This is a genomic window from Paenibacillus konkukensis (assembly GCF_023523925.1).
GTDB classification, from domain to species: Bacteria; Bacillota; Bacilli; order Paenibacillales; family NBRC-103111; genus Paenibacillus_S; species Paenibacillus_S doosanensis.
The window spans coordinates 330,089-345,041 of record NZ_CP027059.1; the positions used below are offsets into that span (position 1 = coordinate 330,089).

13 protein-coding genes are annotated in these 14,953 nt (G+C 54.4%); all 13 read right to left on the bottom strand.

Translation table 11 applies throughout. The features are described 5' to 3' along the window. Nucleotides 1-147 precede the first annotated feature (147 nt). The gene (locus tag SK3146_RS01410; protein ID WP_249863381.1) at nucleotides 148-1,488 is read right to left on the bottom strand and encodes an ABC transporter substrate-binding protein; all 1,341 of its coding nucleotides are present in this window, start codon (nucleotides 1,486-1,488) and stop codon (nucleotides 148-150) included. A gap of 44 nt (nucleotides 1,489-1,532) precedes the next feature. After that, nucleotides 1,533-2,693 (bottom strand): efflux RND transporter periplasmic adaptor subunit, encoded by a 1,161-nt coding sequence (locus SK3146_RS01415; RefSeq protein ID WP_249863382.1) that lies wholly within the window; start codon nucleotides 2,691-2,693, stop codon nucleotides 1,533-1,535. Nucleotides 2,694-2,726: 33 nt separating this feature from the next. Continuing rightward, complete coding sequence (locus SK3146_RS01420; RefSeq protein WP_249863383.1) at nucleotides 2,727-3,620, bottom strand: carbohydrate ABC transporter permease; 894 nt, start codon at nucleotides 3,618-3,620, stop codon at nucleotides 2,727-2,729. 19 nt (nucleotides 3,621-3,639) lie between these two features. Continuing rightward, complete coding sequence (locus SK3146_RS01425; RefSeq protein ID WP_249866142.1) at nucleotides 3,640-4,512, bottom strand: carbohydrate ABC transporter permease; 873 nt, start codon at nucleotides 4,510-4,512, stop codon at nucleotides 3,640-3,642. A gap of 149 nt (nucleotides 4,513-4,661) precedes the next feature. Beyond that, nucleotides 4,662-5,768: a sensor histidine kinase gene (locus SK3146_RS01430; protein WP_249863384.1), complete on the bottom strand. Its 1,107-nt coding sequence runs from the start codon at nucleotides 5,766-5,768 to the stop codon at nucleotides 4,662-4,664. Next, on the bottom strand, nucleotides 5,761-6,456 hold the full coding sequence (locus tag SK3146_RS01435) for a response regulator transcription factor (protein WP_249863385.1): 696 nt from the start codon (nucleotides 6,454-6,456) through the stop codon (nucleotides 5,761-5,763). The genes SK3146_RS01430 and SK3146_RS01435 overlap by 8 nt, the downstream gene beginning before the upstream one ends. A gap of 87 nt (nucleotides 6,457-6,543) precedes the next feature. Further along, nucleotides 6,544-7,410, bottom strand: a complete 867-nt coding sequence (vanY, locus tag SK3146_RS01440; RefSeq protein WP_249866143.1) for a VanY-A/VanY-F/VanY-M family D-Ala-D-Ala carboxypeptidase — start codon at nucleotides 7,408-7,410, stop codon at nucleotides 6,544-6,546. 264 nt (nucleotides 7,411-7,674) lie between these two features. Then, nucleotides 7,675-8,361 (bottom strand): TetR/AcrR family transcriptional regulator, encoded by a 687-nt coding sequence (locus SK3146_RS01445; RefSeq protein WP_249863386.1) that lies wholly within the window; start codon nucleotides 8,359-8,361, stop codon nucleotides 7,675-7,677. 7 nt (nucleotides 8,362-8,368) lie between these two features. Next, on the bottom strand, nucleotides 8,369-9,574 hold the full coding sequence (locus SK3146_RS01450) for an FAD-dependent oxidoreductase (RefSeq protein WP_249866144.1): 1,206 nt from the start codon (nucleotides 9,572-9,574) through the stop codon (nucleotides 8,369-8,371). A 240-nt stretch (nucleotides 9,575-9,814) separates the two neighbouring features. Next, a complete protein-coding gene (locus SK3146_RS01455) occupies nucleotides 9,815-11,320 on the bottom strand; it encodes a sulfatase-like hydrolase/transferase (RefSeq protein ID WP_249863387.1) in 1,506 nt (501 codons plus the stop codon). A 72-nt stretch (nucleotides 11,321-11,392) separates the two neighbouring features. Continuing rightward, nucleotides 11,393-12,295, bottom strand: a complete 903-nt coding sequence (locus SK3146_RS01460) for a carbohydrate ABC transporter permease (protein ID WP_249863388.1) — start codon at nucleotides 12,293-12,295, stop codon at nucleotides 11,393-11,395. An 11-nt stretch (nucleotides 12,296-12,306) separates the two neighbouring features. Then, a complete protein-coding gene (locus SK3146_RS01465; protein ID WP_249863389.1) occupies nucleotides 12,307-13,254 on the bottom strand; it encodes an ABC transporter permease in 948 nt (315 codons plus the stop codon). A 14-nt stretch (nucleotides 13,255-13,268) separates the two neighbouring features. Further along, nucleotides 13,269-14,861 carry an extracellular solute-binding protein gene (locus SK3146_RS01470; RefSeq protein ID WP_249863390.1) on the bottom strand — a complete coding sequence of 531 codons (1,593 nt, stop codon included), beginning with the start codon at nucleotides 14,859-14,861 and terminating at the stop codon, nucleotides 13,269-13,271. Nucleotides 14,862-14,953: the final 92 nt, after the last annotated feature.

Below are 14,953 nucleotides of genomic sequence, written 5' to 3' on the forward strand. Positions count from 1 at the left end.
CTATTCGTTATCTTTTTTTCGACCCCTATCGTCCAACATACTGCCCCTTAGCCTGTAAGTCAATACGATCGTTCGGCTGCCCACCTCGTTAAGCGCCCCAAATAAGCTGCCGCTTTAAGCCGCGACAGCCTGAGGCAATCTGGAATCTTATTCGTTCAAATAGGTGGTCGTCCGGTTCTGGATCAGCTTGGCCACGGCCTCTGCGGACTTTTGACCGGCGAAGAACGCTTCGGATTCCTCATAAATAATGGACAGCACCTTCACATCCATCTCCGAGTAACGATCGGCCGTATTCAGAAACTGTTTGAATCGGGCGAAGTAGTCGTCCGGCACCTTGACCGTTTGACCCGTGGAGAGCTTATACGACCCGTTTCGGACTTGCTTCTGCATCTCGCCGAGCCTCTTCTCGTTCACCGATTTAAGCAGCGCAAATCCCTCCCTGTCGGGAAGCGACTGCGCTTCCTCGGACAGCAAAAAGGCGATGACCTCCCATGCTTCCTCTTTGACGGGGGAGTTGGCTTGTATCGCCAGCTCACTGAAGGGAATGATACGGATTCCGCCGGATGAGCCTTCCGGATGCGGCTTTTGGAGAAGCCGGGGATTCGTAAAGACGCGGTAAGGCTCATTGATGATGTCTTCCGGGGACATAAACCGCGCGGAGTAAAATAGCTGCTTCCCGTTGTCGATCGGCTCGGAAGTCATCATTTTCTCGTCGTATAATTGTTTGATTTGACGCAGCAATGCCGTGAACGCGGGAGAATCGAAGCTCGCTTTCCGGGAGGCGCGGTCAATGAATTCTCCGTAGCTGTCCGCTACCCATTCTTGCAGAATAACTTCCGGCGGGTCATCCGCCAAGGCATAGCGGCGGTCCTTGCCGCTCCCCGTCTTCTGCACAAGCTTGCGGGCTGTATCTTCAAATTCATTCCAGCTCCAGCCGGCATCATCGATCTTCACGTCCGGCTTGTTCAGCACGTTTCCATCCCCAACGAACGCTCTTAGCATGAAACCGCCCGGTATCGTATATAAGCCTCCGTTCATTTTCAACGCATCCAAAATATTCGTTTGCAGATCGCTCTTATTGAGCGATGGATCCTGCTCCAGCATGTCGTTCAAGTTCAGAAGCAGCTTTTTATTCGCATACGCGCCGACGGGCAGGTCCGTCATTTCGAGCAGATCGGCGCCGCTTCCCGAGAGTACGGCCGTGTTCGTCGCCTTTGCATATTTTTCCATATCGCCTCCGCCCCATTTCTCGCCCGGCGGCTTAAAGCTATGGATTTGCAGTTCGATGTCCGGATGCTTTTCGTTGAACTTCTTCGCCGCCGCTTCGTAGTAAGCCGTCTGTTCTTTGACAGATAAGGCGACGATCGTCTTGCCGTCCTTCGATTTCGGCTTCTCCCGGCCAACGGTTTCTCTGCCGCCTCCTGCTTGGCATGCGGTCCCTGCAGTCAGCAGCAGGCAGATGAATACAAGCTCCAGTCGTTTTCTCATCGCAACATTTCCCCTTTTCTATTCAACGTTTAGTTTGTGCTTCCTCACTGCAGCCGTACCCGGTTGCCGTCCTGAAGAGGCTCGCTGCTTTCCACAATAATCTGCTCGTTTCGGCTCACGCCATCCTCCGCAATCAACGTTTCGATTCCATTCGTTTCCAATGGGCGAATCGGAATCTTTCGCGCGATAAACACATTGCCCCAAGCTCCTTTTCTTTCTTCCACCGTATAAATAAACGGGTCTGCGCGGTCTTGGCGGATAGCCCCGTTAGCCAGCTTGATGCCTTCCCGGCCGGATCGTTTGACGATCTTGACATGCGCCTGCTCACCTCCTTTCAGCCCGGGAGCGGATACGTTCACACGCACCGTTTTCTGCGCGACCGCTGTGCTCTTGCCGCCTGCCCCGCTTGACGGGCTGTCCGCCCGCGGTTCCGCATCCGCCAGCTCGGCAACGACCCCGTCCATAATATCGGCCTGCCGGTCCGCGGCCGCCGTTACTTCGACTTGGATGCTGTCTTCCGGAGCCAGTCCCAGATTGGATAGCAAGAGCGCATCGGCTGCAAACTCGAACCGGTAGCCCCGGCTTTCGTTCGACAGCACGATATCCGGCTCTCCCGCGGAGGCTAAGCCTGCGACCGCATTCACTCTCGTCACGATCCCGTCGAACGGAGCGGTCAGCTCCTTTTGGCTGGCCAGCATATCGGTCCATTGCTTGATTTTGCGTTCCTGCACGCTCAGATCGATGACGCCTTTCTCCAGATCGCGGCTTGCGCTCCGCCGCTTCGCCTCATCCCCCTCCTGAGCCGCCGCGATGAAGCGTTCCCGCGTCGTCTGCAGATCGATCTTTTGTTTTTCCCGCTGCGCCGTTTCATCCTCCAGCTCCCGTTCGGCGGCAGAGCTGTCATAGGCGATCAGCAGCTGTCCCTGCTTCACGCGCTCCCCCTCCTTCACATGAACGGCCGCAGCCTTCCAGCCGGCAGAGTTCGTTAACGGAACTTGAACCGCCGGTTTCAATATCCCGCTTCCCTCCAGCGTATAGGTAAGACTCCCCGGAATCGGCGTTTCCGTTCTTACTTTCGGCAAAGCCAGCGACTGCAGCGTATTGCCGAATAACGTGAGCAGCGCCAGCAGCCCCATAAACAGGCCGAAAGCCGTTCGGACGATTCTTCTGCGGCTGCTTGCTTCAGCCTCTTCGTACGGTCCCATTTCCCCGTCCTCCGCCTCCTGTATGTATTTGCATTATCCTTTGATCCCGGATAGCTGAATGCCTTCGATGAAGTACGTTTCCGCATAGAAGAACAGCAGCACCATCGGGGTCATGTACAGCATCGACGCGGCGAAAGCGATCCCCCGTTCTCCTTCGTTCGCCTGCGATAAATAAACGGACAACGGCTGCTTGAGAGGATCGCTCAGAAAAATAAGCGGCTGCTCCACCATATTCCAATAATCCGCGAACAGCAGCACGGCGAGCGCGGCCACACCCGGCTTGATCATCGGCATCATAATCGAGCGGAAAATCCTCAGGTGCCCGGCTCCGTCCATCTTGGCCGCTTCGATATAGGAGTAAGGAATATGCAGCGCGAATTGCCGGAGCATAAATACCCCGAATGCGGCGAAAATCCCGGGCCCTATGATCGCGGACGGACTGTTCAACAGCCCCAGCTTGCCGGCCATGATATAATTGGGTACCAGTGTCACTTGGAACGGCATGAGCATCGTCAAGACATACAAGAGAAACAATGAGTCCCGCCCGCGAAAGTGCAGCTTGGCGAAGGCGTAGGAAGCGAGCGCGCCGACGAGCGTCTGTCCTGCGACGATCGGCAGCGCCATCCCTACGGAGTTCCAGAACATTCGCAGATAGCCTGCGTTCAGAACCAGTACGCTCGCATACTGCTCCGGCGTCACTCTGTCCGGCAGCAGCTTCATATTCACGAAACGGCTCGTACCGCCTGCGGAGGCGTCGCTCATCTTGCCGATCCAGCCGTAATTGATCCCGATTTCCTTCTCGCTCATGAGCGAATTGGTAAAAGTAATGATAACGGGCATAAGCATCGCCGCCGCGATGACGGCCAAGATGAACGTAATCGCCATCTTTTGCCCTATTCCCGAACGTCCTCGTCCTGTACGCTGCATAGACTTTCCTTCCCCTCGGTTAATCGATAAACTGCCGGAACCGGCGTTCGAGCGCGAACAGCCCGAGCGTCAGCAGCAGCATGCAGCCCGCCATTAACGCCGCGGCCGCGGTCAATTTCTGAATATCCATGGACATGAACATATTGTTCATGTAATGCTGCAGCATATAGATGCTGTCATGCGGGTAATCGCCCGCGATCAAATACGCTTCGCGAAACACTTTAAACGAATTTATGATGGACATGATGACGACCAGAAACATCGTCGGCGTCACATACACGAGCGTAATGCTGCGAAACTGCCGGAAGCGGCCGGCCCCTTCCATACGCGCCGTTTCGTAATAGTCCTTCGGAATTTGCTGCAGTCCCGCCAAAAAAATAATCATGTTATAGCCGATGTTCTTCCACAAGGAGACCGCGGCTATCGCATAACGGGCCGTGTCGGTTTTCATCCAATCCACACGGGCGATTCCCAGATGGCCCAGCCATGCGTTCAGCGAGCCGTTCCAATCGAGCAGCATTTGCCAGACGAACACAACCGAGGCTACAGGAACGACCAGCGGGAGCACATAAGCCGTCCTCAGCCCGTTTCGGGCGAACAAATCCCGGTTCATCAGCAGCGCCAAGCCCAGAGACAGCCCCACCATGGGCGGAACGCTAATCATAGTAAAATAAAACGTATTGGATGCCGCTTTCCGAAAGGAGCCGCTTATCAGCAGCTCGCGGTAGTTTTCCAAACCGACGAACCGGTTCGAAGCCGCACCGTTTATGAAGGAGTCATAGACGGCCATCGCAAACGGAATCAGGTAAAACAGCGCAAACCCGATCCCGCTCGGCGCAAGAAACAAGAGAGCCGCCGCCGCATCGCTTCGGAGTCGCCGCTTCGCAATCATCGAATCATCCCCGCTTTCTGTTTCGTCATGTTCGTCAGGCAAGAAATGAAAACAAAAAAACCTACTTCCTTTTCCCAGTTTTTTCTGCCCTTGATGGATAGGGTAACGAAAACTGTTTAAAAAGAAGTAGGATAAACTTAAAATTTTTCTTAATTGTCGGACGGCAGGATTCGCGGAAGACGAACTTCAAATATGGTGCGCTGCTTGCTGCTTTCGGCTGCCACCGTTCCGTCGTGCTGCGTCACTATGTTCTTCGTAATGAACAGCCCGAGACCGGTGCCGCCCTCTAGATGAGAGCGCGCCTTGTCGCCGGTATAGAACATATCGAAAATATGCGGCAGCTCCTCCGGCGGAATAGGGCTGCCGTAATTGACCACTTGAACGACGGCCGCCTCCGCGTCCGGATGCGCGTTCATATCGATAAACCGGCCGTCTCTTCCGTAACGGACGGCGTTGGTCAGCAAATTCTCAAAGACGCGGGCCAACAAATCTCCGTCGCCCGCCACAAGCAAGCCCGGAGCCACGTTCAGCCGGGTCTCGAGCCGATGCTTCTCGAAGATCGGGTACAGCTCCTCGTTCAATTGGATCAGCAGCTCGCTGAGATCGATCGTTTTTTTCTCGAAGGCCAGCATGCCGTAATTCATTCTTGTAATTTCGAACAGCTCGTCGACCAGCTTCTCCAGCCGCTGCGACTTTTGAAATGCAATCACCGCATACTGCCTGACCTGCTCACGGGTCAACTGCTCGTCGTTCAGAATAAAATCGAGGTAGCCTATCACGGAAGTGAGCGGAGTGCGCAGATCGTGAGCCAAATTCAAGACTAGCCGGTCCTTGCTTGTTTCCGCGAAGTCGCCTCTTTCCACGGCTTGCTGCAATTTCTCGCTGGCCAGATTGATGTCCGTCGCAATGTCCTCGAACTCGTCCCCGGACGGAATATGCACCCGCTGTTGAAAGTCGCCGCTTGCGAGATGACGAATACCGCTCGAAATTTCATTAAAATACATGGCGTAGGGCTTGGTCAAAAAAAAGAAAAACAAGGTCGCGAGCGGGACAAAAAACAGTAAGAAAAAGTTAATATCCCCGACCTTATTTATAAACAGACGCACATACGCAAGCGGCTCTTCGAATTTGACAAACGTGTGGTAATAAAGCTGAAGCACCTTATAGAACAAAAAAGTAATGAGGCCCGAAAACAGCATGCTCAGCCCCAATAATACGAGCATTTTGGAACGGAAGCTTCGTACCATGCTAGCCATTGAACGTATACCCCACCCCCCATACGGTTTTGATCAGCTTCTGCTTGCGTTCGTCTTCCTCCAGCTTTTTTCGCAGCTTCCGGATATGCACCATAACCGTATTGCCGCCTTCGTAGTAGTCTTCGCCCCACACCTGCTGAAAAATATTTTCCGCGCTGAACACCTTCTTCGGATAGCTGGCGAGCAAATACAAAATGTCAAATTCTTTGGGCGTCAGCTCCACCGGCTCGCCGTATAAGGTAACCGTGCGCTGGTCGGGGAAAATCGCCAGCCCGCCCGCTTCCAGCACGGGCTTGGCGTCGGACGACAACTGATTCAGCAGCATGGAACGCCTCAGCTGCGCGTTCACGCGGGCGATCAGCTCCATCGGATTGAAAGGCTTGGTCATATAATCGTCCGCACCCTTCACCAGCCCCGCGATTTTATCGAAATCGGACGTCTTGGCGCTCAAGAAAATGATCGGCATGGGGCTCTGTTCCCGAATTTGCCGCGTCACTTCATATCCATCCGCTCTGGGCATCATAATATCCAGAATCGCTAAGTCGACGGAATTCGTCTGCACGGCCTTCAGCGCTTCCTGCCCGTCCGACGCTTTAATGACATGATAACCCTCTTTGGTCAAATGCAGGCCGATCAGATCGGCAATTTCCTTCTCGTCATCCGCAACTAAAATCGTGATACGTTTCATATGTACCCATCCCTTGCATGAAGTTAACCATTCTATTGTACAAAATTTTGACGTCCGTTAACACATTTGGCGATTCATTCCAAGCTGTCAAGGAAATACGGTGACGATGACGCCGTCCGTGTTGTTCCCCGACAGCTCGTAGCGGCGGCCCGCCGGAACCTGAATCGATGCGTTTCGGGACACCGGATAGTAAGAAACTTCATACCGCTTCCCCTCTACCGTCGCCGTAATCGTCTTCTGCGTTTTCAGATAGTCCAAATATTGTTCCAGCGTAAACTGCTTCTCCTGCATAATCGCACTGTGCGGCAACCCGACATAGCGAAAATGCCACGGCTCGTACTGGATGCCCGTAATCTCCGTTTTATCCTTCGGATAACGCAGAATAAACCCGTAAGCCCAGGCATGTTGCGCCAGCCACTTTCCTTCGGGAGCGCGATTCATCTCCATCTGGCTCGACCCGATATCCAGCGACAAGCCCAAGTTATGCTCGCTGTAGCCTGCGGGCAGTGCGTAATCGGCGCCCATTTCCCGGTAAAGCTCGTCTTGTTCTTTCTTATCCCGGTAGCCGCTGCTGATCAAGAAATGGGTCACCCCGTCTTTGGCGGCCGCATCGATCATCGACTCAAACCGCTGCGCCACGCTTTGCGACAAACGGATCGTGTTATCGAGCAAGCCGTATCCTTGTACCAGTTCCTTGTGCTGAAACAGGTTCACGATATCGGATTGGACGCCCTCCTGATGTACCGGATAATCTTTATTGACCAAGATGAGATTTCCTTGGTAGATTTGTTTGCTTTCCACTTTGATCGTCCGGCCGTTCTTCGGAGGAATTCCCTGCCCGGTCTGAACGTCCGCCTGCTTCTGTTTATCGCCGGCGACGATCGGTTTCAGCTGATAAGCTCCGTAACTTATTAGTCCAAAGATGACGATCCATGCCCACAACCACTTCTTCATCATGATTCCTCCCTGCCTGTTATACAGATAGGATAAGGAAATTCATTTAACAAAAAGCAGGGCAAAGATAAACTTTTTCTTAACTTATAAAAAGAGTGGTGATTGGTTCGTGTCCTGCGGTCGATAGAAGCCTCCACTCGCTGTTGTAAGGCGAACGCTGACGCTTCTCCAGATTGCCTTCGCTTAGCGAAGTCTGCTTTTTCACCGGGCCCTACAACACGCAAACGAGGCTGCCCCGTTAAGGACAGCCCCTTTGCGTCCAACCTATTCATTGTGCCGGAGAATCCCCTGCACAATCGACTCGAACCCCCAGCGGAAACGTTCCTTGCCGCCGTCGGGGCCGTCTCCGCCGGACAGCATCTCTTCCTTAAGACTCGTCAGCAGCGGATATCGCTGCGGGTCGATGGAACGGTACGAAGCGGCCAACAGGTTCAAGGTCGTCCCTTTGCGGTCGCGCGAAGATTGCTCGAAGGCCACGGACGAGGCGTACAGCAGCAGCAAATCCACTCCCCACGCCGCAGCCGCGGCGCGGATGCCGCCTTCGTACAGTCTTTGCAAAATGTACTCCGTCAATTCGAGCGAACGCGGGCCGACAGGAATCGTCGTCAGCGCGAGCTCGGCGAGGCCGGGCGCTTCGTACAGTACCTTCAAATAGGCATATACGGCATCGAACAGACGGGCTTTCCAGTCCCCCTCGCCCGGGTCGGGCCGCTCGATGGCGGCGAGTCCCGCGTCGAGAACGTAAGCGCATAGCTCCTCCAGGTTGGCTACATAGACGTATAACGAGGAAGGTCCCGTATCGAGCGCCTTGGCTACTTTGCGCATGCTCAGACCTGCGGGTCCTTCGTTCTTCAATAAAATCAGGGCCGTATTCACGATAATTTCCCGGCTTAACGGCTCCTTGGCCGGCCTTGACCGGCGGCTGACAATGTTTCGGTTTGAAGTATCCATAAGTCACTTATAGCATGTCCGCACCCGTTTGTAAATCTTCGGAGGAAGCGGTATGTTCATAATAATGGTCGAACAGCTCTTTCAGCTTTTGCGCGGCATTGTCCGCGAAAATAAGCTCCAAATTATCGGCCGATTCTTTTGCCGAACGGGACGAATATGCGAACATCTTCGCCTCGTAAGCGGCCGTCGCCAGGTTTACATCCTTGTGCTCGACGATGGCTAGCGCCAGCTCCGCTGCGTCCAGCATCGCCAGATTGACCCCTTCGCCGGCGAAGGGAGACATCAGATGCGCGGCGTCTCCGATCAGCGTCGCGCCGGGCTTATGCGGCCACTGCAAGCCGACCGGCAGCATATAAATCCGTCTCGGGAGCACCGTGCTGCCGGCATAGCGGATGTAATTTTTCAGCGAGTCGTCCCAGTCTTCGAAATAGCCCAGAAGCTGCCGCTTCGCTTCCTCCGGCCGGTCGAACGGGATGCCGCATGTATCGAGCCAGCCTCGATCCGTCTTGAAGGCGAGATACACCTTAATCCGCCCGTCTCCGTTCAGCTGGGCCAGAATCGCTTGGCCGCCGGACAAAGCGAACAGCTTGCCCCGCGCGTTCAATGCGGCGAGATCGGGATGAGCGGCGGCCGCATTCTCCACGTTCAGCTCGATGAAGCTGATGCCGGCATACTCGGCCTTGGCCTCCGTCAGCAGCGGACGCACCCGCGAGAAGGCTCCGTCGGCGCCGACGACGAGATCCGCGACGTCCGTAAGGCCGTTCTCGAAGCGGAGCTCATATCGTCCGTCCGTTAACGGCGCCGCATCCGTCAGCTTGCAGCCGTAGCGGATGCGGCCGGGGTCCAGCGCATGAAGCAGAAGATCGCACAGTTCGCCGCGGTCGATCTCGGGCCGGCTTCCCTGCTCGTCTTCCTCCGCCCTTTCATCCATATAGAGCGTTCCCGATTTGTCCAATAGCCGGAAATCCTCCCCTTCAAACCGGGCGACCGCCAAAAACGGGTCGAGCAGACCCGCTTCGCGGAGCGCGATTTGCCCGGAATCCTCATGAATGTCCAGCGATCCTCCTCTCTCCCGGTTCGTATCGTTCGCTTCGCGTTCATAGACGATAGACGGAATGCCGTGGCGCTGAAGTATTAAAGCCAAGGTCAGTCCCCCTGGGCCTCCCCCGATAATAGCGATGCGCGGTTGTTGTTTATCTGAAACGAATGTCATCATGATCAGCTCCTTTTTTGATTCGTTATACTGTAGCTTTTGCTGACCTCATTATACGACAACGAACACCGTTCGTAAAGAACGGTGTTCGTTGTTTTTTCTTCCAGCGGCGCGATGAACAAACACCGGCTGCTTGTTCATCGCATGTTCATCGCGCATTCAATCGCTGAAGCTGCTGTTATTCGTGTCTTTTTTCTAGCTTTTACAGCTTACGAATGGATCATTCCCCGGCTTCCCATACTATGAACAATGATATTTTTCGCGCATCGATTGCATGGAGATTTTGACGGTATGGTTTAACGGCAGCCGGTCTTCCTTGTCCATCGTCCATTGCAGCAGCTTGCGCTCCAAATCCGTGCGGACCCCCGCGCAGGCGGGATCGTCGAACCGGTTGCGCAGCTCATGCGGGTCCTGCTTCAAATCGTAGAGCTCGCCCTCCCCGTTGGCATAAACGCACAGCTTCCAATCGTTCGTGCGAATGGCCTTGCCTTTGCCGATCCACGCGTCCGCATACGCGCACCAGACAAAATACCGTTCGTCCAGCGGATGCTCCGGACGCAGCGTAATATCCGACACTTTCACCGGCGTTCCGTGCTCCCCGCTCTCTATGACGACAAACTCCCGCGGAATATACGACGGATCGCCTTGCAAAAACGGCGCGACGCTTCTTCCTTGGCAGCCCGGAGGGACCGGCGCGCCGGCCAGCTCAAGCAGCGTCGGCATGATGTCGATCAGCTCGACGGGATGCGCCGTCCGCTTCGGACCCGAATAGCCGGGCGCGGACATAATTAGCGGCACATGATTAAAGGAATCGTAAAAAAAGTTATGCTTCTGGATGACCCCGTGCGCTCCCATCGAATCTCCGTGATCGGAGGTGAACATAATTACGGTATTGGCCGTCAGTCCCAGCTCATCCATTTTGGCGAATATTTTCGCTAATATATCGTCGATAAAGCGGATCATGCCGTAGTGAATCGCGCGAATGCGCCGGATCAGCGCTTCGTCCGCCGTATCCATAGCATCCATCAAGTGAGCGACCTTCACCCGCTCCGGTTTGCCCTCCAGCGTATCGACGGGAGGCATCGGCACGTCCGCCGGATCGATCATGCTCGCATACGGTTCCGGCGTTTGATAAGGCGTGTGCGGGTCCGGAAACGACAGCCACGTGAAGAACGGCTTCGATTCGTCGCGCACGTTCTCCAAATAATCGAGCATCGTTTCTCCGAGCAGAAACGTGCCGCATTTCTCCGCCGGAGCCGGATTGATGCCATGGCCGAGCGGACTGCTCCAGCAATGCTTCACAGCCCATTCATGCGCCGCTCTGGCGCCGGGGTCGTCGCGGTAGCCGTCCACCATATGGCCGTGATCCGCAAGCCGGACATAATCGAATACCTCGCGCAGCGTGCTCGGCTGCTCCGGAACGCCTCCCGGATAATACGACTCGGCTTGATTCATGAAAGCATGATTTTTGCCGATAATCGCCGTCTGATAACCGCATCGCTTCAGCACCTGCGGCAGCGTCGTTTCGGCGGGATTGATCAGCATATGGTTAGCGTGAAGGTTTAAGGTCGAGCAATAGCGGCCGGTAAACATGGAGGAGCGCGACGGCGAGCAAGCCGGATAGTTGCAGAACGCCTGCTCGAATACAACGCCCCGCTGCGCCAGCGCCTCCAGCGCCGGAGTGGCGAGCGCCGGATTGCCGTACAAGCTCAGCGTCTCGGCCGTCTGCTGATCGGTTTGAATCAATAATAGATTAGGTTTATTCATCCCCGTATTCCCTTCCCTTTATGAATTTGAGAGGCGGTCTCTTCCTGATAGCTAGCCTTTGATCGAGCCGATCATAACCCCTTGCACGAAATATTTTTGCACGAAAGGATACAGGAGCAGAACCGGAAGGCTGGAAATAATAATAACCGAATACTTGATGCTTTCAGCCATCATAACCCGCTCGGTCATCCCCGCTCCGTCCAGTCCCATATTTTCCGACTGATTGAGAATGAGAATTTCGCGCAAAATCAGCTGAAGCGGGAACAGCTCCCGGTCTTTTAAGTAGATCATCGCATTGAAATAGGCGTTCCAGTGGCCTACGCCGTAAAACAGCACCATCACCGCGATAATCGGCATGGACAGCGGGAGCACGATCGTAAAGAGCAGCCGGAAATTGGACGCCCCGTCCATCCAGGCCGATTCCTGCAGCTCGAACGGCACTCCGTTCTGAAAAAATGTCCGCATAACGATAAGGTTATAGGTCGAAATCGCGCCGGGGACAATCAGCGCCCAGATCGTATTGATCATACCGAGCGACTTGATCAAGAGGTAAGTCGGAATCAGCCCCCCGCTGAAAAACATCGTGATCGTGATCAGGAACATCAGCGTCTTGCGTCCCGGCAAATCTCTCTGCGAAAGCGGATACGCCGCCAAAATCGTCAGCACGATGTTAATGAACGTCCCGGCGAGCGTATAAATTAACGTATTGCGGTAACCGCTCCAGATCGATTCGTTCTCGAATACGTGCAGATAGGCGTCAAAGGTGAGCCCCTGCGGAAGCAGCCAAATCTTTCCTTCGATCACGCGAACCGGATCGCTGAAGGATGCGCTGACGACAAATAAGAGCGGATACAGCACAATCAATAGCACAATGACGGCCAAGAGGCAGACGATCGTATCGAAGAGCTTGTCGTCCCGGGAGCGGACCGCTTTGGAATCATGAAGCGTCATCATCGTATCACCACCTACCACAAGCTGGTTTCTGTTTTTTTGCGCGCCCACGTGTTGACGGCAAGCAGCAGCGCGAAATCGATCACGGAATTGAACAGTCCCGCCGCCGCCGTGTAGCTGAACTGGCCTTGCTGAATCCCGTTTTTATACACGAACGTTGCCAAAATTTCGCCTTTGCTCGCATTCACGGGATTTTGCATCAGCAGCGCTTTCTCAAAGCCGACATCCATCAAATGTCCGATTTGCAAAATAAACATAATAATAATCGTCGGCAATAGCCCCGGCAGCGAAATGTTCATAAGCCGCTGCAGCCGCGTAGCCCCGTCCATTTTGGCCGCTTCGTACAAGGTCGGATCGATGCCGCTTAGCGCCGCCAAGTAAATGATCGAGCCCCATCCCATATGCTGCCACACATCGGAGGAGACGAATACCGTTTGGAACCATTCCGCTTTGCGCATGAACGGCACCGGATCGGCGCCGAACAGAGCGAGCAGCTGATTCACCTTGCCGGTGTCGGCATCCAGAAACACGTTCAGCATGCCGACGATTACGACCAAGGATAAGAAGTGAGGAATATACGTCGCGTTCTGAACCCACTTCTTCAGCCGCAGAAAGCGGATTTCATAAATCAGCAAAGCAAGCAGAATGGGTAACGGGAAGCCTACCAATAGCGAGTAGACGCTCAGCGAAAGGGTGTTCCACAGCAGCTCCCAGAAATACGACGATTCGAAAAACCGTTCGAAATGCTTGAGTCCCGCCCAGGGGCTGGCCATCATCCCGCGGCTTGCGGAAAAATCCTTAAAGGCGATCTGAATGCCGTACATTGGAACGTATTTAAACACAATGTACCAGATGACGGGGATGGACAGCATAATGTAAAATTCGTACTTGGCGTGCACTCGTTTCCATAGACGGCGGCGAGCCGTGCCCGCCGCCGTCGACATGATGACCTGCGATTTCATGAACAATCACGCTCCTAAGACTTATTCATGGCATCGAAGGCTTTTTGGTATGCCTGTTCCAGCTGATCGATTTTCATTTTTTTCAGCGTCGCCGTATATTCGTCCCATTTGTCAAAGCTCATTTCGCCTAAAATAAATTTGATGGCCGACTCCTGGACGAATTTATCGAGATCGGCTTTGATCGGCACAATCGTGTCGGTCGCCTCTTGATCGAAGATCGGAGCGCCGTACATCATTTTGGACGTGAACGGCTCGGAAACGGCGGATACTTCCTTCGTTCTCTCGCTTAACACGATATCGTCGACAATGATCGTAGGGAAACCGCCGCCCGGAACCAGATTGACCTGCCCCAAAGCGGCCATCATGCCGCGGGGATCGTTCTTGATGCTGTCGGCGAGCACGGGCTTGCCGCTTTGCATCGAATAAGTCTGCCCTTCCACCCCGTAGTTGAAAAAGCGGCTTCCCTCTTCGCTATAGAAGTAATCGACCCAGCGGATCGCCGCTTCCGGATTTTTGTTGACATTGGTAATAGCGAAGGTGCCGATCGGCGATGCCAGCGGGCTGCCCGTGCTGAGCATTTGGTCGCCGTGCGGCCCTTTGACGGGAGCCATGCCGGCAAATTGATTTTCGACCTTGGTGAACGGGTCGGATGCGTAAATAAAGAACATGCCGTACAACGCTTGCGACAAGTTGCTGCGCCATTTCGGCAGGTCCTGCGAATAAAAGTCCGCATACAGCAGCTTTTCGGCATACAGCTTATTCAGAAACATCAGAAGCTCCTTGTATCTGTCGTCGCCGACCCACAGCTTGACTTTGCCGCCGTCGATATTGGCGTTCGTTCCGAGCTGATGATCCAAGCCGAACGAGCCTGCGAAGGTGGTGAATACCATCCCCGGATCGCGAAGTCCGAGCGGAATCTCGTCCTTCTTGCCGTTGCCGTTAGGGTCCTGGTCGCGGAAGGCGCGCAGCACCGTGAGCAGCTCGTCGATATTCGTAGGCTCTTTCAAATTCAGCTTCGTCAGCCAGTCTTGATTGATCCAGATTTTATCTCCCCGGCCTGCCGCCTGAAGGCGCAGCACCGGCAGCGAGTAAATATGCCCGTCGGTCGCCGTAACCGATTTTTTGGCTTCGGGGTATTGGTCGAACAGCTTTTTCAAGTTGGGCGCGTATTTATCGATCAGCCCTTCCAAGGGGATCAGCATTTGCTCCTGCATCCCGTATTTGGAAATGTCGGTATTGCTTAGATCCGCCCTCAGGAAGACGTCGGGCAATTCATTGGACGCGAACAACAGGTTTCGTTTCTCTGCGCAGCCTTGCGTCGGCGTCTCTTCATACACCATTTTGATGCCGCTTTTCTTCTCGTACTCCTTCAGCACCAATACATCTTTCCATGCCGCTTGGTTCGGGTCCTTGCAGCCGAACACCCGCATCGACACCTCGGAGTTGACGATCGGGAATCCGCTCGCGTTCAATACGGAACCGGCATCGCCTCCGGCGGCGGACGGCTGCTTCGCAGCGCCTTGATCCCCCGACGAGCATCCGGCCAGCAGTGAGGAAAATGCCGCGACGGCCATAAACGAAGTTGACAGCGTTTTCATTCGATTCATATCCATTTCAGCCCCTTTTTCTTTTTGTTTTCCGAACTGAAATTATTATAAAATGCGCAACGCCGCGGCATCGTATCATATTTTTATAATAA